Genomic DNA, 17,259 nt, shown 5'->3' with positions numbered 1-17,259 from the left:
CACGGAGAGATGGTCGAGTTGGTTTAAGGCACCGGTCTTGAAAACCGGCGTGCGTGATGAGCGCACCGTGGGTTCGAATCCCACTCTCTCCGCCAAAATTATTGGAGAAATACTCAAGAGGCCGAAGAGGCGCCCCTGCTAAGGGCGTAGGTCGGGTAACCGGCGCGAGGGTTCAAATCCCTCTTTCTCCGCCATGAAAAGTAGCTGTGTTCAATACGTAGCTACTTTTATGTTATCATGTTATACAAAATATTGACTTTTTATAACATAAATGATATCATATAGTTATATTTGCGGTGGTAGCTCAGTTGGATAGAGTAGCTGGCTACGAACCAGTTGGCCGGGAGTTCGAATCTTCTCCGCCGCACCATAAACCTAGTAATCTTAATGATTACTAGGTTTTTTATTTTTATATGAAAGGTAATAAAATAAATTTTTAGTTTATTTTTCTATCAATTATTAAGAGTTCAGTATATATGCTTTTTATTGCATATACGATAATGAATGAAAAAGGAACAATTATTAAAAACATATTTTTTATGCCTAAAAACTCAGGTCTATACATATCATACCAATTACTTGGAACTGAAATGCAATACAATAATATTAAAAGAAAAATTAGTATAATTGTTGAAATAAATCCAATCCATAAAAATATCGTTGATCATAATTTTATATATTTCATTATGTTCCTCCTATTTATTAAGTAAATTATTTTATGCAATATAATATATAGAATAATTTAATATAATAGATCATATAAGTAAGTTATTAACCATAAATTTACTTATAAATATTAACAATAAGTCAAATACATCTATACATTCATTTAAAAAAATTAGAAATAAATTTAATAAGAAAATAAAGCAATATGTAAAAATATGATTTTAAATTTGAAATTATTGCGAAAAATATTATAAAATTTTAAAACATAAAAAAAAATATTTTTTTAACAAAATATCCATAAAAGTTTCTAAAAATTAATTTCAAAATATTAAAAAAATTAAGAAAAAGTACTATAATGTTATTAAAGTATTGAAAAAATTAATAATACAATTCACAACTATAGATATAATTGATTTGTTTTAATGTAAATAAAATATTAAAATAAATTATTTTATATAATATACTTTTTATATTTTATACTAAATAAAATTACTTTTTAACATTATAAAAAGGGGGGAATCATTTATGGATTTATTACAATTAGTTAAATCAATAAACGATGTTTTATGGAACTATGTATTACTAATACTATTATTAGGTACAGGTATTTTCTTTACGTGTAGATTGAAATTTGTACAAGTAAGAAAATTTGGAGAAGGCTTTAAAAGGATATTTGGGGGAATGAATTTAAAAGGTAAAAAGGCAGGTAGTGATGGAATGAGTTCATTCCAAGCTGTAGCTACAGCTATTGCAGCTCAGGTAGGTACTGGTAATTTAGCTGGTGCTGCAACAGCCATTACATCTGGAGGTCCAGGGGCAATATTTTGGATGTGGTTAAGTGCATTCTTTGGTATGTCAACAATTTATGCTGAAGCAATACTTGCACAAGTATTTAGAAAAAAAGTAGATGGTGAGATTACTGGTGGACCAGCTTATTATATAAGTGATGGACTAAAAAATAAAAAGCTAGGAAAATTTTTAGCAGGTTTCTTTGCTATATTCTGTGTAATAGCTTTAGGCTTTATGGGAAATGCGGTTCAAGCCAATTCTATATCAGATGCATTTAGAAATGCATTTGGAATATCACCATTAGTAGTAGGATTAATAGTTGCAGCATTAGCAGGGTTTGTTTTTTTTGGAGGTATGGGACGTATAGCATCTGTAACAGAGAAAATAGTACCTATAATGGCTGGCTTTTATATAGTAGCAGCTATTATTATTGTAGGTATGAATGGATCACACATTTTACCAGCACTTAAATCAATATTTGTTGGTGCGTTTAATCCACAAGCTGTAATGGGGGGAGCATTAGGAGTAACTATTAAACATGCTGTAAGATATGGAGTATCAAGAGGATTGTTTTCAAATGAAGCAGGTATGGGATCAACACCACATGCTCATGCTGTTGCAAAAGTAAAACATCCGAGTCAACAAGGTTCAGTTGCTATAGTAAGTGTATTTATAGATACATTCGTTATATTAACTTTAACAGCATTAGTTATATTAACAAGTGGAGCTTTAGAAATTGAGGGACTAAAAGGAATAGCTTTAACACAAAAAGCATTTGAGTTAACATTAGGAAGTTTTGGACAAGGATTTATAGCTGTTTGTTTATTATTCTTTGCATTTTCAACAATAATTGGTTGGTATTTCTTTGGTGAAGCAAATATAAAATATATGTTTGGTAAGAAGGCAATTAATATATATAGAGTATTAGTAATGATTATAGTAGTTATTGGATCAATGATGAAGGTCGATTTAGTTTGGGAACTTGCTGATACTTTTAATGGACTTATGGTATTTCCAAACTTAATAGCATTGCTAGCATTAAATGGAATTGTAGTTAAAAAGATGAATGAATATGAAGAAATTAAAGATATGATTAATAATGATGTAGATGTAAATTTATAAATTATCATAAAGAAAAGGTATCATTAAATTTTAATGGTACCTTTTTTTCGTTATAAGTTAAATTTTGAAATAATATTTGTCAATTTAGTAGCACTAGATTTATTTATTGTGCAAGCTTCTTTTATACTTTGCAATTGTTCTACAATGTTTTGTGTTTTAATAGAGATGTTAGATGATCCAAGTGCACCATCAGTTATTGTATTAGAAACTTCATCTATAGCTACAACTATACCAGAAACATAAGAATTTAATTTTTGAGCTTCATTACTAAATTCAACCATAAAATTATCAAAATTAGTTGCATCATCACAATAAGTTTTGCTAGTATCTATTACTGTTTGATAATCTGATTTTAACTTAGAATCCATAAATTCCATCATCTTTTCAGAACTAGCAGATAAATTTTCAACTGAATTATAAACAACTTTGACTAAGTTTTGAATATTACTAGCTATTTCACGAGATTCATTAGCAAGGTTTCTAACTTCATCGGCAACTACAGCAAATCCTTTGCCTGCATCTCCTGCACGAGCTGCTTCAATTGCTGCATTTAAAGCAAGAAGATTTGTTTGTTCGGTAATATCCATTATTGAATCTGTTAATTTATGAATTTGATTAACTTCTTTAGATGATTCAATTGCAACCTCAAGTTCGGATTTTACTTCATCATACAATTTTATTGTCGATTCCTTAGATTCTTCCGATGATTTTTCAAATTTTAATGCTCTATCTAATATATTTTTAGCTAGTTTAGAACCATTTACAGAATCTGAAGCTATGTTATTTATTCCGGACTTCATTTTTTCAGATGATGCAGCCATTTCTTGTGAAGTAGCAGCAGTCTGCTCTAGACCAGAAGAAATTGTAGAAACATCATTAGAAGTAGACTCAGCATTTTCCTTTAATAGTTCAATAGAATTTTCAACTATATTAACATTAGAATCAATCATATTTTCTACATCAAGCAATGATCTAATAACTTCTCTTAATACATTCCTCATTTCAATAACAGATGAAGAAATTTGACCAATTTCATCTTTACTTAATGTATTAATTTTAATATTATCTTCACTTAAGTCTAAATTAGCAGTTTTAGAAACTAGTTGCTTAGCAATTATAATAGGTTTTATTAAGAATTTAGCAACTATAAGAGCTATTATTAAACAAATAACACAAACAACAATTGAAATACATAAAATTGTGTTAGTTAATGAATTTATTGGTTTCATTAAATGACTTTTATTTGTTGATATAATTAAAGTCCAATTTGTTTTTGTTATTGAGCCATAAGAACATATTATGTTTGATCCGTTTTCGGTATATTCACTACAATCTATGTTGAGCTTACTTCCTTTTTTAACTTTATCAGAAATTTTCTTTAAAATAGGTATATCAACTTCTTTACCTAATAATTCTTTATTAGAACTATATATATATGTCCCGCTGGAATCTATTAGACAAGTTGATGTTTTGGCAGTATTATTTATATTTATGTCTTTTAAATACTCGGAAAAACTATCAGTATATACATATAAAGCTGTATAACCAATTGTTTCACCATATTTTTCATAATCTTTTACAGGATATGTGAAAATACAAATATTTTTTCCACTTACATCAGATTTTGTTGAATTACTTATGAATGTTGCACCATTGGAACTAACATCATGAAAATTAGATTTTGTAACGTCTGTACCAACCATATTTTCTTCAGTGTCAGCTATAATCTTTCCATCTAGTGATATTAAAGAAATTCTTTCTGCACTACTAGACTGAGTTAAAAAGTCACTGAATATTCTATTGCATTGATCTAAATAAGTTTGATTAGCTGATGATGTATCTTTTGATTTGTAGTCTTTTAATAATTGTTTTGATGATTGGTTATTGGATAAGGAAGAAACTTCACTAGTATATTTATCAAGAGTTATAGTAATCGTATCTATAGATTTTTCAACTATAGATTTCAATGTATGATTACTTAAATTAGAAATAATATTAGAACCGCTTAAATATATAAATATAGTAGTAACAATCATAGCAAGTATAACAATGATACTTGTTGTAATTGCTATTTTAAAACCAATTGAATGAGTCATATTAGTTTTAAAATTACATGTTGTATTGTTTGTACAAAGTTTAGTACTACCTTCAAGTACTTTTTTCTTTTTATTACTTTTTTTAAAAAAACCCCTCATTTAAACACCCCATTAAAAATTAAAGCTATACTTATTACCAACATTTTACCATAATATTCTAAAAATTTAAACTTATCATACAAATTTAACAAATGAAGAATATATAACTATTAAGTGTAAAAAAAATATTTAATAGTACTAAATAAAATTAGATATGTATAAATCAAAATAGTAAGTTAAAGGATATAACATAAGATAATACAACAATAGAATTAATTTTAATAAAAAAATAATTCTGTATACAGAGATACAGACTAAAAAATAAATTTTCAGTATAATCAAAAAAAAGATTAAAGAAAGGAATGAAATTTATGACTTTAATAGGAATCATTATAGTTATCATAGGATTTGCACTTAAACTTGACACAATTGCAGTAGTTTTAGGTGCTGGAATTGTAACAGGATTAGTAGCAGATATTAATATTATGGGTATTTTAGAAACACTAGGATCAACATTTGTAGCACAAAGACATATGTCTTTATTTATATTAACTTTACCAGTTATAGGTATGTGTGAAAGATATGGCTTAAAAGAAAGAGCTATAGAATTAATTAGAAAAGCTAAAAACTTATCAACAGGAAAAATGCTTACACTTTACTTATTTATAAGAGAATCAGCAGCAGCGGCATCAGTAAGACTTGGAGGTCATGCTCAATTTATAAGACCACTTATAAACCCAATGGCACAAGGTGCTGCAATAAGTAAGTATGGAAAAATAGATGAAAAAACAGAAGAAAAAATAAAAGGTGCAGCAGCAGCAATGGAGAACTACGGAAACTTCTTTGCACAAAACGTATTTATGGCAAGTTCAGGAGTACTTTTAATAGCTGGTACTTTAGAAGAATTAGGATATGCAGTAAATACATTAGATGTTGCAAAGGCATCAATACCAATAGCAATAATAGCATTTATATTAGTAGCATTACAAAACCATATGCTAGATAAATCTATAGAAAAAGCTAATAGAAAAAACGATTAAACTAAGGAGGAATAAACATGGATATAAAAGCAATTTCAAACTTGCTGTTGGAACTATTCTATGTAATGGTTGGATTATTAATGTTAACAACAGCAGTTAAAACTTTTAATGATAAAAATCATAAAGCAAGAATAGGTACAACTCTTTTCTGGGGAATACTTTCTATCATATTTATGTTCGGTGCATTTATTCCAGCAGCTTTAGTTGGAGGACTATTAGTATTCTTAGGAGTATTAAGTGCAAGTAAAAAAGTTAAGATTGGAAACTTAAAAACACCAGATACTAAATTTGCGGAAGAACAAAGCAAAAAACTTGGAAACAAAATATTTGTACCATCAGTTGCAATAGCAGTAGTAGCACTTGTTATAGCACAATTTACACCATTAGGTGGAACTGTTGCTATAGGAATATCAGCAGTAGCTTCAATAGCAATAACATTTGCAATAACAAAAGCTAAGCCAAAAGATTTAATAGAAGATGGTGACAGAATGTTACAATCTGTTGGATCAACAAGTATATTACCACAATTATTAGCTGCATTAGGATCTTTATTTACAGCAGCAGGAGTTGGAGAAGTAATAGCAGGTGGTATATCAAACTTTATACCAGATGGAAACATATTAATAGGAATAACAGCTTATTGTATAGGTATGGCAGTATTTACAATGATAATGGGAAATGCATTTGCAGCCTTTTCAGTTATTACAGCAGGAGTTGGTTTACCATTTGTATTTGCACAAGGTGCAAATCCAGCAGTAGCAGGAGCATTAGCTTTAACAGCAGGATACTGTGGAACATTATTAACACCAATGGCAGCAAACTTCAACGTAATGCCAGCAGCATTACTAGAAACTAAAGATAAGAATATAGTAATAAAAGCACAAGTTCCAATAGCAACAATTCTTTTATTACTACATATTCCTTTAATGTACTTCTTAGCATTTTAGATAGACTTAAATATATACAAAAGAGAGGATGTTAATTTATGAAGGTTTTAATTACAGGATTTGATCCATTTGGAGGAGAAAGTATAAATCCAGCACTAGAGGCTGTTAAGCTATTACCTGAAACTATATCAGGAGCAGAAGTTATTAAATTAGAAATACCTACAGTTTTTAGAAAATCTGTAGCTTGTATAGAAGAAGCAATAGAAAAGCATAATCCAGATATAGTTATATCAATAGGACAAGCTGGCGGAAGATTTGGAATTACACCAGAAAGAGTAGCTATAAATGTAGATGATGCAAGAATAAAAGATAATGAAGAAAATCAACCAATAGATATAAAAATACAAGAAACTGGAGAAAATGCATACTTCTCTAATTTACCAATAAAAGCAATGGTAAAAGAAATGGCTGAGAATGGTATTCCAGGAGCAGTTTCCAATACTGGAGGAACTTTCGTGTGTAATCATGTTATGTATGGGATATTATATTTAGTGAATACAAAGTATCCTAATATAAAAGGTGGTTTCATACATGTTCCATACATACCGAGCCAAGTGATAGCTAAACCTAATATGCCATCAATGTCATTAAAAGATATAGCAAAAGGATTAGAACTTTGTATAAAAGCTGCTGTAGAGAATAATGAAGATGTCAAATTAATAGGAGGAACTATTTGCTAATGATATTACCTAGTGAAAAATTAAAAGTATTTGTTTATGGAAGTTTAAGAACAGGATTTTTTAACTATGATAAATATTTAAAGGGCAAGGTTTTAAGTTGCAAACATGGAAAAATAAAAGGAAAACTATATGATATGCCCCATAAAGGATACCCAGCTGTAATAAGTGGGAATGATGATATCTATGGCGAAATTATAGAAGTAAGTAATTATGAAGAAGTAATGAATGCTGTAGATAAAATGGAAGGTTATTATGGACCTAACAATGAAAATAATGAATATAATAGAATAATTGTTGAAGTCTATAATACTGATGATAATATTATTGAAAAATGTTATATGTATGAATATGCTTTAAATGATAAAGAAAAATTTGATAAGCATAGTTTATATTTAGATCATGGATGTTGGAAGACATTTAAATTAAATAAATAAAGTTTTAAATTAAATGGTATAATAAGATAAAAGAGTGAGATTAATCTCACTCTTTTATCTTAAAAAAAAGGTAGTGAATGTTTAATGTATGAGAAATTATTTGATGAAAATAGACAGAATAATATGAGAAACTTTTTTTTGGATTCAGTATCTAAGATGGGAAGATGTATTGATTATACAAAAAATGAAGTTGTTAAAAAGAGTGATATCAATGAAATAATGATAGTGATATCAGGGAAAATTAAAGTATGTACATTTACTTCATCTGGAATTGAAAAAGTACTATTTTATTTAAGAGAAGGGGAAATAAATGGTGAAGTTTCATATTTTGTAGGCAATCATATAGAAGCAAAGGTTGTATCAATGGAAGATTCAACTATAAGTTATGTTAACTATGAGGATATAGATTCATTGCTAGAACATAATCCTGAGTATCATGCTTTTTTTATACATAGCATAGTAAGAAAATATCAAATTGCATTATCACAAATAAATGATTTTTTAGCAGAAGGTCCAAAAGTAAGATTAGCATCAACACTATATAGACTTTGCGCTCAAATATATACAGAGGAAAAAGGGATAAAAGTAATAGATTTAACTTTTACTCATCAAGAACTTGCTAATTTAATGGGATGTTCTAGAGTTACTATAACTAGAACATTGCAGGAACTTAAAGATGATGGAATTATAGATGTTAAAAATAAGAAAATACATATAAATGACATAGAAAAACTAAAAACATTAGCTGGTATATAAATAAATAACTCCTATATGAAACTAAACATATAGGAGTTATTTTTATATAAGTACATAAAATATTATCAAAAAAACAACACCAGGAAGACCTAATAGACCTGCAATTAAAGCTGTAACTGCATTTATTGCTATAGATATTCCAAATGGGCCACCAACAAAGTTAACTAATAGAAGTAGGATACCACCAGCTAAAGCATTAATTACTAGCTTTATTAAAATTTTTAATGGCCATGCAAGTAGTTTTCCTAAAACTATTAAACCAAGTACTGCGAATATAAAAATAATTGCAGCATTCATTTTTAACATCTCCTTACATCACATAATATTATAAGTATATTATATGAAAAGAAAGTTGTAATTACCACTTTCCAGCAGCATTTAATTGTTCTAACATCATTGAAGGATCAACGGTTATATTATGTGATTTAGCTAAGGATAGAAAATATAGGTATTTGGACTTAGCTTCATCCTCTTTGCAAATAATCAAATCTATAAGTTTTGGATCACTTACAAATTGAAAAGATTCTTTTGCTATATTCCATTCTAGTAGAGCTGATTGTAATTGCAAAAGAATTTCTCGTTCTTCATCGCTATATTTTTTATGATTTAACATTATGTTTGTTAAATATTTTTTATTCATATAAGCACCTCCACTCTTTGTTATAATCATTAACAAAAAATGGATTAAGTATACTTTAAATAAAAAAATATATAGGTTTAACATTGCAAGTTAAACCTATATATTTAAATTAAATCTCTTTTCTTCCTTCAAGTGCTTTAGCCAAAGTTACTTCATCAGCATATTCAAGGTCCCCACCAACAGGAACACCATGAGCAATTCTAGTAACTTTAACACCAAAAGGTTTTAAAATTTTAGAAATATACATTGCAGTAGCTTCACCTTCAATATTAGGGTTTGTAGCTACAATTATTTCTTTGGGCTCTCCATTTATTCTACTTATTAATTCTTTAAGCTTTATGTCTTCAGGCCCACGACCATTCATTGGTGATATTGTTCCGTGAAGAACATGATAGACACCATTAAATTCTTGAACTTTTTCCATAGTCATTATGTCCTTTGGTTGTTCAACTACACAAATTGTAGTTTTATCACGATTAGGGTTAGAACATATAGAACATGGTGAAGTGTCAGTAAAGTTCCCACATATAGGGCAGTATTTTATAGTACCTCTTGCTTTTATAAGTGCATTTGCAAACTCTTCCACTTCTTCACGTGGTAAATTTAAAACATGAAGTGTAAGTCGTTGGGCAGTTTTATTGCCTATACCTGGGAGCTTGGCGAATTCTTCTATAAGTTTCTCTATTGCGATAGGATAAAAATCCAAAATATTCACCTCTAAATGTATATATTATTTACTACACAGTTGTTTAGAATAAACCAGGCATATTTAATCCGCCAGTTAATTTACCCATCATACTAGCTGTTTCAGTTTCAGCTGTTTTTAATGCTTCATTACAAGCTAACATTACTAAATCTTCTAACATTTCAACATCATCAGGATCTACAACCTCTGGTTTTATTGAAATTTTTAATAATTCTCTTTTACCATTTACAGTAGCAGTAACAGCACCACCACCAGCTGATCCATCAAAAGTTTTAGTTTCTAAATCTTTTTGAGCTGTCTCCATTTGTTTTTGAAATTTTTGTGCTTGTTTTAAAAGACCATTCATATTTCCACCCATTCCTGGGAATCCACCTTTTGCCATAATAATGCCTCCTTAAATTATTTATATATTTTATAATATCAATATATTAGTAGTATATAGAATATTTGATATTAATGTAACTAATTTTATTATATTTTATTATATTATATTATTCATCAATTATTTCTACCAAGTCTTCACCAAATGTCTCAGTTAGTATATTTTCCTTAGAAATATCTTCTTTAACCTTATCAAGAGAATAGGATACGATTACTTTTTCTTTTAAAATTTCAGAAAATACATCATTAACTATTTTTCGATTTTCGTCTTTTTCTAGCCTTTTTTTATGAAAATCATATTCTTCATCAAATAAAATATCAATAATATTTCCCTTAACAGAATTAATTTTTCCAACCATTAGCGCAACAGCTAAAACTATATTTTTTCTTGCTTTTAATAATTGTTGCACATCTTTAAATGATCTACTAACAATATCCTTAGTAAGTGATGATTTATCATTATATGATTCTAAACCTTCATTTGATACAGTTTTTGGAATTTCAGTTTTAGTTTGTGATTCTTCAATTAGGACTTTTTTAGTTTCAGATAAATTTTGTGCTGCTTGTATTTTTTCATTAATGTTAACGGAAACTCCACTTTTAATAACATGTTCAAGTCGATTTATTCTTGATAATAAAACTTCAGAAGAAGTGTCATATTCAATTTTACACATTTTAATTAATGCAAGTTCTAAATATATTTTACTTTGTTTTGCATACTTAGAGTTTTCATCAGCTTCTTGAAGAATTTTTATATAGCGCATAATTTCTTCAACTCTAAGTTTTTCACTTTGTGCTTTTAAAATAGCTATGTTTTCTATGGACATTTCTAAAACTTCTTCAGGACTTTCAGTAACTTTTACCATCATAAGGTCTCTCATATGTTTAGTAAAATCTTTTATAAGTAAATTTACATCTTTTCCAGAGGAAATGCATTTATCCATTGTTAATATAGAATTTTCTATATTCTTATCTATTATATTATCAGTAAGATGAACTAAATCATCATTAGTCATTAAGCCAAGCATTTTAACTATATCATCATAATTAACTTTATTAGAACCCATTGAAATGGCTTGATCTAATATACTTAGTGCATCTCTCATTGCTCCATCACATATTCTAGAAATTAGTTTAAGACTTTTATCATCAGAATATACACCCATAATATCAACTATTTTTCTAAGCCTTAAAAATATATCTTCGTTGTTTATTCTTTTAAAATCAAATTTTTGACAACGAGATAAAATAGTTATAGGTAATTTTTGTGGGTCTGTTGTAGCTAATATAAAAATAACATAACTAGGAGGTTCTTCTAAAGTTTTTAGAAATGCATTTACGGCTCCTTGAGATAACATATGAACCTCATCGATGATATAGACTTTATATCTTGCTTCTTGAGGAGGATATTGTACATCTTCTATTATATCTCTTATATTATCAACTTTATTATGAGAAGCTGCATCTAACTCTACTACATCTATAGCAGTTCCAGAATTTATATTTTTGCACATTTCACATTCATTGCATGGTTCACCATCTTTAGAATTAAGACAGTTAACAGCTTTAGCTAATATCTTAGCAGTAGAAGTCTTTCCTGTACCTCTTGTACCACATAATAAATATGCATGAGCAATTCTATCATTTTTTATAGCATTTTTAAGTGTTGTAGTTATATGTGTCTGACCTATAACATCTTCAAAGTTTTTAGGCCTAAACTCTCTATATAGTGCAGTATAACTCATAATCTCACCTCAATATTTTATTTATATAAACTTATTAATTAAATTATTCTATTATAAATTTTACATATAATAAAAAAAAGATGCAAGATGCATCTTTGATTTACTAATATATAGTCGTACACCTCGCTTTGATAGTTAGTTTATGCGCGTTATCTATGCAGTTAACTCAAACCAGGTTTATCCACGGCACATAAGGGATCTCACTTATCGCTGCTTCCTTCCAGACCTGACGAGGTTCATGAGTCCTTATTGCGTGGGACCCAGCTATCAACGCCACTTACATAGACCAGACCACACAAACTAAAATCGAGGCGAGGAATTCAACCCTGCTGTAGCGGGTTGCAGGTATAGGGCACCGCTAACTCCCCGTCTAGTACGACATGGCGGAGAGAGAGGGATTTGAACCCTCGGTAGAGTTTCCCCTACACACGCGTTCCAGGCGTGCTCCTTCAGCCGCTCGGACATCTCTCCATATTTAATTTTATATTATGTAGTTATCATTATACTATTATAAAATTATATTTTCAAGCATTTTAAGTAAATATTAAAATTTCCAAAATTTATTATAAATATGCTTCTCATGAATTAGTATATTTATATATAATGAATTTAATACATATATTTAGTATATATTTATTATATATTTGGAGGTGGATGTTATGCAATATGAAATAAAAGGTGGTAGTATGCCAGTAGCTATTTGTAAGCTTCAAAGCGGGGAAAGAATAATAAGTGAATCAGGTGCAATGGGCTGGATGAGTGACAATATAGATATGGATACAAATTTGAAGGGTGGATTATTTGGTGGTATAGGAAGAGCTTTATCAGGTGATAGTATATTTCTAAATATATTTACTTGTGGTAGAGGCGAAGGTGAAATTGCATTTCCTTGTGCAGTACCAGGAAAAATAATAGCTAAGAACTTACATGAAGGTCAAGTATTAATTTGTCAAAAAGGAGCATTTTTGGCATCAGAATCATCAGTTGATTTTAAAATTCATCTTAAAAAGAGATTATCTGCTGGATTTTTTGGTGGAGAGGGATTTATTTTACAACGAATTACAGGTCCAGGACTTGTATTTTTAGAATTTGATGGTCATGTGGAAGAAGTTGATTTGGCACCAGGTGAAAAATTGAAAGTTGATACAGGTCATGTAGCGGCATTTGATTCTACTGTTTTATTTGATATAGAAATGGTTAAGGGCGTTAAAAATGTATTGTTTGGAGGAGAAGGATTATTCTTAACAACACTTACAGGACCAGGAAGGGTATACTTACAAACTATGCCTATGAGTAATTTAGCAGCAAGACTATCATATTATATGCCATCAAGACAGGGCTAAATATAAAAAATGAAGATAAAATTTTATTTTATCTTCATTTTAGATTTATGAATATTTATTTTTTCGTTTATTATTTTTTTGTTTATAACAGAATATAAGTCCTATTGCACAAATTGCAATTCCAATTAAGCTTATAAGCTGCGCAACTCTCAAAGGTCCAATCATAAGGCTATCTGTTCTTAGGCCTTCTATAAAAAAACGACCCAATGAATATAAACCTATATATGAAAAAAATACAATACCGTTTTTCCTAACTTTATTAAGTAAGTATATTAGGATAATACAGACTAATATATTCCAAACGCTTTCATATAAGAATGTAGGATGATAATATGTACCATCTATTAACATTCCGTTTTGAATAAATTTAGGAAATTTACTTATAAATTCAAATGAAACAGGACCACCATGAGCCTCTTGATTAAAGAAATTTCCCCATCTACCCATAGCTTGAGCTAAAATTACACAAGGGACAACAGTGTCCATACCTGCTAAAAAGTTTATTTTCTTTTTCTTTGCACATATATAGCCAACAAGTATTGCTGCAATTAATCCACCATGTATAGCAAGTCCTCCTTGCCTAATATTAAATATATCTATTAAGTTATCTTTATAATTGTTAAATTCGAATATTACATAATAAGCTCTAGCTCCTATTATTGAAAATGGAAATGTTATAAGAAAAATAGTTATAAGGTCATCATAATCTATATCTCTAAGCTTAGATGTATATTGAGCTAATAGACATGCAGTTAAAACACCCAATGATATACATATACCATACCAAGCAATGTCAATTCCAAAAAGTGAAAATGCAACTTTATCCATATATAAAACACCTCCTATTAAATTAAATAATATATACATTTTATCACCATAAATACAAAAATTATAGTCAATATATACTTTAAAAGTAATTAATTATTGTTAGATTTGGATTTTATTCGTTGTTCTTTAAAAAAATTTGTCATTAAATCACTACATTCTAAGTTATATAACCATATTGTATTTATCCAATAGTGTAATGATTCATTTTGTACTATATTAATTACCGAACCACATGCACCATTCTTATCATCAAATGTTCCTATATATAAATTTGATATTCTACTTTGTGCTATTGCACTAGCACACATAGGACATGGTTCAAGTGTTACATACATAGTGCAATCAGATAATCTCCAATTATTAATAGCTTTACATGCTTCTTTTATAGCTAAAATTTCAGCATGACATGTTGGATCTAATAATGATTCTTTTAGATTGTGTGCTCTTGCAATGATAGTATCATTTTTTACAATTATAGCACCAACAGGAACTTCACCTATCTTATATGCCTTTTTAGCTTCGTTTATAGCTTCATTTATATATAATGAATTCATAAATACTCCTTTTTATAAATTAGTATATAAAAAGCCTAACAGCAAAACTGTTAGGCTTGGTGCGCGCGAGAGGAGTCGAACCTCCGGCCTACCCCTTAGGAGGGGGTTGCTCTATCCAACTGAGCTACGAGCGCAAATTCAATGTATAAGTATATTATAAATATTATGACATAAGAATGTCAACATTTATGAATAATATAGTTATTAAAGAAAATATTAAATATATAATAAAAAGATATAATAGTATTTAAAAAATATATTAGCTAAAAATATAGTTAGGCTAGCAATTAATAAAAAATCACTAATAATGCAATATAAAAAACAATTTTTCAGAAAAATAAATGATTTATTGCAGATTTTTACTGAGGTTTATGCTAAAATACAAAATGGACGACATTAAACATAGAGGTGATTATTAATGAAAAAAATCCATATAACTGAGACGGTTCTAAGAGATGCAAATCAATCATTGATAGCTACAAGACTTCCATATGATAAATTTGCACCAATACTTAAAGATTTAGATGATGCAGGATATTATTCACTAGAGTGTTGGGGAGGCGCAACTTTTGACTCTTGTTTAAGATATTTAAATGAGGATCCATGGGAAAGATTAAAAAAGATAAAAAGTATAGTAAAGAAGACTCCTCTTCAAATGTTATTAAGAGGACAAAACATACTTGGATATAAACACTATCCAGATGACGTTGTAAGAGAATTTATTAAGAAGTCAGTATATCATGGAATGGATATAATAAGAATATTTGACGCATTAAATGATTATGATAACATAGCTGTGGCTATGGATGAAACAATAAAACAAGGTGCACATGCACAAGGTACAATAGTATATACAGTAAGTCCAATACATGATGTTAAGAATTATGCAAACCTTGCCAAACAATTAGAAAACATGGGTGCAAATTCAATTTGTATAAAGGATATGGCTGGACTTATAATGCCAGATATAGCTTATGATTTAGTAAAAGGAATAAAGGAAGAGGTTAAAATACCTGTATTCTTACATTCTCACTGCACAAATGGAATAGCAGAAATGGCATATTATAGCGCAGCACAAGCTGGAGTTGATGGAATAGATACTGCTATATCTTCATTCTCAAGTGGTACAGCACAACCACCAACTGAAACTATGCACCAAGCATTAAAGTCAGCTGGATTTGATACTGGATTAAGTATAGAAAAATTAACAGAAATAAATAATTTCTTTAAACCAATAAGACAAGAAGTATTAGAATCAGGATTATTAGATCCTAAAGTGTTAACTCCTCAACCACAAGGATTAACAAATCAAATACCAGGTGGAATGTTATCTAATATGATATCTCAACTTAAAGCTCAAAACTCTATAGAGAAATTAGAAGCTGTTTTAGCAGAGGTTCCAAGAGTTAGAGAAGATTTAGGATATCCACCACTTGTTACTCCAATGAGCCAAATGGTAGGAACACAAGCAACAGTTAATGTTTTAACTGGAGAGAGATATAAAATGGTATTAAAAGAAGTTAAAGCATACTGTAAAGGTGAATATGGTAAAGCACCAGGAAAAATAAATGAAGAAGTTATGAAAAAAGCATTAGGAAATGATTCACCTATAGTTGGTAGATATGCAGACACATTAGAACCAGCATTTGAAAAGACAAAAGAAATGCTTAAAGATAAGGTTTCAACAGAAGAGGATGTATTATCATACCTTGCATTCCCACAAATTGCAGAAGAGTTCTTTAAAAAAAGAGCTGAGAAGCCATCAGAAGAGCAATTAAGAAAAGAAACTAATAGTGAAGTAATATAAGTATTTAATATATTATTAATAAAGAGGAGATTTGATTATTTATAATTAAGTCTCCTCTTTATTAATAACAATAAAAAGAAAAAGACTTTATTTATTTAAGTATTAAATCAATAAAATATAAGACATATATATGTAGATAAAATTAAATTACATGAAACTATTGATTTAATTAAAAATCATATAAAATAATAGATTGTAACGATTTAAAGTGTAACTATGCCACGTGTATCAATAAAAGGAATAATGAGTAAAAGAGAGAAAAATGATGAATGATAAGAATAAATTATATAAATAAAAGAAATGCAGGGAAAAAAGGATTTAATTAGATATATAATAAATCTTGTCGCTGAGGCAAACAAGTAATTGAAGACAAGCGATGTAGATATAAACTTAAAAAACATTTAAAAAAAAGTGTTGACAAAAAAGTTTAAATCTAGTAAAATAGAAAAAGTCGTCAGGTAATGATGACACATTGGTCTTTGAAAATTAAACAGATAATATATAGGTAAAACCAGTTAATTCATTGAGATTCTAATCAAATTAGAAGATCACATCGAAAAATGTAAAATTGACTATTATAGTCAGCAAACTTGAGATACAAGTTTCAAACTTTTTAAATTGAGAGTTTGATCCTGGCTCAGGACGAACGCTGGCGGCGTGCCTAACACATGCAAGTCGAGCGATGA

The 17,259-nt window shown here is 28.9% G+C and carries 16 protein-coding genes, 5 tRNA genes, 1 rRNA gene and 1 other RNA gene; 12 read left to right on the top strand and 11 right to left on the bottom strand.

Going from position 1 to position 17,259, the window contains the following annotated elements; translation table 11 throughout:
- The first annotated feature begins 3 nt into the window (after positions 1-3).
- From AC07E4_RS02250 to AC07E4_RS02235, 4 genes are all read left to right on the top strand, one after another.
- Positions 4-95 (top strand) — tRNA-Ser (locus tag AC07E4_RS02250).
- Between the two features lie 8 nt (positions 96-103).
- Positions 104-194: transfer RNA gene (locus tag AC07E4_RS02245), tRNA-Ser, on the top strand.
- 99 nt (positions 195-293) lie between these two features.
- Positions 294-370 (top strand) — tRNA-Arg (locus AC07E4_RS02240).
- Between the two features lie 821 nt (positions 371-1,191).
- Positions 1,192-2,577 carry an alanine/glycine:cation symporter family protein gene (locus tag AC07E4_RS02235; RefSeq protein ID WP_040330897.1) on the top strand — a complete coding sequence of 462 codons (1,386 nt, stop codon included), beginning with the start codon at positions 1,192-1,194 and terminating at the stop codon, positions 2,575-2,577.
- A gap of 50 nt (positions 2,578-2,627) precedes the next feature.
- On the opposite strand, the gene AC07E4_RS02230 is transcribed toward AC07E4_RS02235, so the two are convergent.
- Positions 2,628-4,772 (bottom strand): methyl-accepting chemotaxis protein, encoded by a 2,145-nt coding sequence (locus AC07E4_RS02230; RefSeq protein WP_478215636.1) that lies wholly within the window; start codon positions 4,770-4,772, stop codon positions 2,628-2,630.
- 311 nt (positions 4,773-5,083) lie between these two features.
- Between AC07E4_RS02230 and AC07E4_RS02225 the strand changes: the two genes are divergently transcribed.
- The 5 genes from AC07E4_RS02225 (at position 5,084) to AC07E4_RS02205 (ending at position 8,569) form a co-directional block, all read left to right on the top strand.
- On the top strand, positions 5,084-5,752 hold the full coding sequence (locus AC07E4_RS02225; protein ID WP_040330899.1) for a DUF969 domain-containing protein: 669 nt from the start codon (positions 5,084-5,086) through the stop codon (positions 5,750-5,752).
- A gap of 17 nt (positions 5,753-5,769) precedes the next feature.
- Positions 5,770-6,699, top strand: a complete 930-nt coding sequence (locus AC07E4_RS02220; RefSeq protein WP_430830832.1) for a DUF979 domain-containing protein — start codon at positions 5,770-5,772, stop codon at positions 6,697-6,699.
- 38 nt (positions 6,700-6,737) lie between these two features.
- Entirely contained in the window at positions 6,738-7,379 is a 642-nt protein-coding gene (gene pcp / locus AC07E4_RS02215; RefSeq protein WP_478215635.1) for a pyroglutamyl-peptidase I, read from the top strand.
- Positions 7,379-7,813, top strand: coding sequence for a gamma-glutamylcyclotransferase family protein (locus tag AC07E4_RS02210; RefSeq protein WP_040330903.1), 435 nt, complete (start codon positions 7,379-7,381; stop codon positions 7,811-7,813). Before pcp ends, AC07E4_RS02210 begins: the two co-directional genes overlap by 1 nt.
- Before the next feature lie 84 nt (positions 7,814-7,897).
- Positions 7,898-8,569 (top strand): Crp/Fnr family transcriptional regulator, encoded by a 672-nt coding sequence (locus tag AC07E4_RS02205; RefSeq protein ID WP_478215634.1) that lies wholly within the window; start codon positions 7,898-7,900, stop codon positions 8,567-8,569.
- A gap of 42 nt (positions 8,570-8,611) precedes the next feature.
- On the opposite strand, the gene AC07E4_RS02200 is transcribed toward AC07E4_RS02205, so the two are convergent.
- From AC07E4_RS02200 to AC07E4_RS02170, 7 genes are all read right to left on the bottom strand, one after another.
- Complete coding sequence (locus AC07E4_RS02200; RefSeq protein ID WP_040330906.1) at positions 8,612-8,866, bottom strand: pro-sigmaK processing inhibitor BofA family protein; 255 nt, start codon at positions 8,864-8,866, stop codon at positions 8,612-8,614.
- A 61-nt stretch (positions 8,867-8,927) separates the two neighbouring features.
- The gene (locus AC07E4_RS02195) at positions 8,928-9,209 is read right to left on the bottom strand and encodes a DUF2508 family protein (RefSeq protein ID WP_040330908.1); all 282 of its coding nucleotides are present in this window, start codon (positions 9,207-9,209) and stop codon (positions 8,928-8,930) included.
- A gap of 109 nt (positions 9,210-9,318) precedes the next feature.
- On the bottom strand, positions 9,319-9,915 hold the full coding sequence (recR, locus tag AC07E4_RS02190; RefSeq protein ID WP_040330909.1) for a recombination mediator RecR: 597 nt from the start codon (positions 9,913-9,915) through the stop codon (positions 9,319-9,321).
- A 43-nt stretch (positions 9,916-9,958) separates the two neighbouring features.
- Positions 9,959-10,297, bottom strand: coding sequence for a YbaB/EbfC family nucleoid-associated protein (locus AC07E4_RS02185; RefSeq protein ID WP_040330910.1), 339 nt, complete (start codon positions 10,295-10,297; stop codon positions 9,959-9,961).
- Between the two features lie 109 nt (positions 10,298-10,406).
- Positions 10,407-12,041 carry a DNA polymerase III subunit gamma/tau gene (gene dnaX / locus AC07E4_RS02180; protein ID WP_478215633.1) on the bottom strand — a complete coding sequence of 545 codons (1,635 nt, stop codon included), beginning with the start codon at positions 12,039-12,041 and terminating at the stop codon, positions 10,407-10,409.
- A gap of 114 nt (positions 12,042-12,155) precedes the next feature.
- Positions 12,156-12,420: signal recognition particle sRNA large type (gene ffs, locus AC07E4_RS02175), an RNA gene on the bottom strand.
- A gap of 2 nt (positions 12,421-12,422) precedes the next feature.
- Positions 12,423-12,512: transfer RNA gene (locus tag AC07E4_RS02170), tRNA-Ser, on the bottom strand.
- A 188-nt stretch (positions 12,513-12,700) separates the two neighbouring features.
- Here AC07E4_RS02170 and AC07E4_RS02165 point away from each other — a divergent pair.
- On the top strand, positions 12,701-13,384 hold the full coding sequence (locus tag AC07E4_RS02165) for a TIGR00266 family protein (protein ID WP_478215632.1): 684 nt from the start codon (positions 12,701-12,703) through the stop codon (positions 13,382-13,384).
- Between the two features lie 45 nt (positions 13,385-13,429).
- On the opposite strand, the gene lgt is transcribed toward AC07E4_RS02165, so the two are convergent.
- The 3 genes from lgt to AC07E4_RS02150 form a co-directional block, all read right to left on the bottom strand.
- Positions 13,430-14,212 carry a prolipoprotein diacylglyceryl transferase gene (gene lgt / locus AC07E4_RS02160; RefSeq protein ID WP_478215631.1) on the bottom strand — a complete coding sequence of 261 codons (783 nt, stop codon included), beginning with the start codon at positions 14,210-14,212 and terminating at the stop codon, positions 13,430-13,432.
- A gap of 89 nt (positions 14,213-14,301) precedes the next feature.
- The gene (locus tag AC07E4_RS02155) at positions 14,302-14,766 is read right to left on the bottom strand and encodes a nucleoside deaminase (RefSeq protein ID WP_478215630.1); all 465 of its coding nucleotides are present in this window, start codon (positions 14,764-14,766) and stop codon (positions 14,302-14,304) included.
- Positions 14,767-14,823: 57 nt separating this feature from the next.
- Positions 14,824-14,900: transfer RNA gene (locus AC07E4_RS02150), tRNA-Arg, on the bottom strand.
- A gap of 284 nt (positions 14,901-15,184) precedes the next feature.
- Between AC07E4_RS02150 and AC07E4_RS02145 the strand changes: the two genes are divergently transcribed.
- Positions 15,185-16,573, top strand: coding sequence for a pyruvate carboxylase subunit B (locus AC07E4_RS02145; protein WP_040330916.1), 1,389 nt, complete (start codon positions 15,185-15,187; stop codon positions 16,571-16,573).
- Positions 16,574-17,187: 614 nt separating this feature from the next.
- A 16S ribosomal RNA gene (locus tag AC07E4_RS02140) occupies positions 17,188-17,259 on the top strand; the annotation flags it as partial.

The organism is Clostridium amazonense (assembly GCF_056431285.1).
This window is presented reverse-complemented; position numbering and strand designations above follow the sequence as displayed.

Excerpts from the sequence above, each read along its gene's own strand:
- AC07E4_RS02235 (WP_040330897.1), top strand. The coding sequence starts at position 1,192 with ATGGATTTATTACAATTAGTTAAATCAATAAACGATGTTTTATGGAAC.
- AC07E4_RS02230 (WP_478215636.1), bottom strand. The coding sequence starts at position 4,772 with ATGAGGGGTTTTTTTAAAAAAAGTAATAAAAAGAAAAAAGTACTTGAA.
- AC07E4_RS02225 (WP_040330899.1), top strand. The coding sequence starts at position 5,084 with ATGACTTTAATAGGAATCATTATAGTTATCATAGGATTTGCACTTAAA.
- AC07E4_RS02220 (WP_430830832.1), top strand. The coding sequence starts at position 5,770 with ATGGATATAAAAGCAATTTCAAACTTGCTGTTGGAACTATTCTATGTA.
- pcp (WP_478215635.1), top strand. The coding sequence starts at position 6,738 with ATGAAGGTTTTAATTACAGGATTTGATCCATTTGGAGGAGAAAGTATA.
- AC07E4_RS02210 (WP_040330903.1), top strand. The coding sequence starts at position 7,379 with ATGATATTACCTAGTGAAAAATTAAAAGTATTTGTTTATGGAAGTTTA.
- AC07E4_RS02205 (WP_478215634.1), top strand. The coding sequence starts at position 7,898 with ATGTATGAGAAATTATTTGATGAAAATAGACAGAATAATATGAGAAAC.
- AC07E4_RS02200 (WP_040330906.1), bottom strand. The coding sequence starts at position 8,866 with ATGAATGCTGCAATTATTTTTATATTCGCAGTACTTGGTTTAATAGTT.
- AC07E4_RS02195 (WP_040330908.1), bottom strand. The coding sequence starts at position 9,209 with ATGAATAAAAAATATTTAACAAACATAATGTTAAATCATAAAAAATAT.
- AC07E4_RS02185 (WP_040330910.1), bottom strand. The coding sequence starts at position 10,297 with ATGGCAAAAGGTGGATTCCCAGGAATGGGTGGAAATATGAATGGTCTT.
- dnaX (WP_478215633.1), bottom strand. The coding sequence starts at position 12,041 with ATGAGTTATACTGCACTATATAGAGAGTTTAGGCCTAAAAACTTTGAA.
- AC07E4_RS02165 (WP_478215632.1), top strand. The coding sequence starts at position 12,701 with ATGCAATATGAAATAAAAGGTGGTAGTATGCCAGTAGCTATTTGTAAG.
- lgt (WP_478215631.1), bottom strand. The coding sequence starts at position 14,212 with ATGGATAAAGTTGCATTTTCACTTTTTGGAATTGACATTGCTTGGTAT.
- AC07E4_RS02155 (WP_478215630.1), bottom strand. The coding sequence starts at position 14,766 with ATGAATTCATTATATATAAATGAAGCTATAAACGAAGCTAAAAAGGCA.
- AC07E4_RS02145 (WP_040330916.1), top strand. The coding sequence starts at position 15,185 with ATGAAAAAAATCCATATAACTGAGACGGTTCTAAGAGATGCAAATCAA.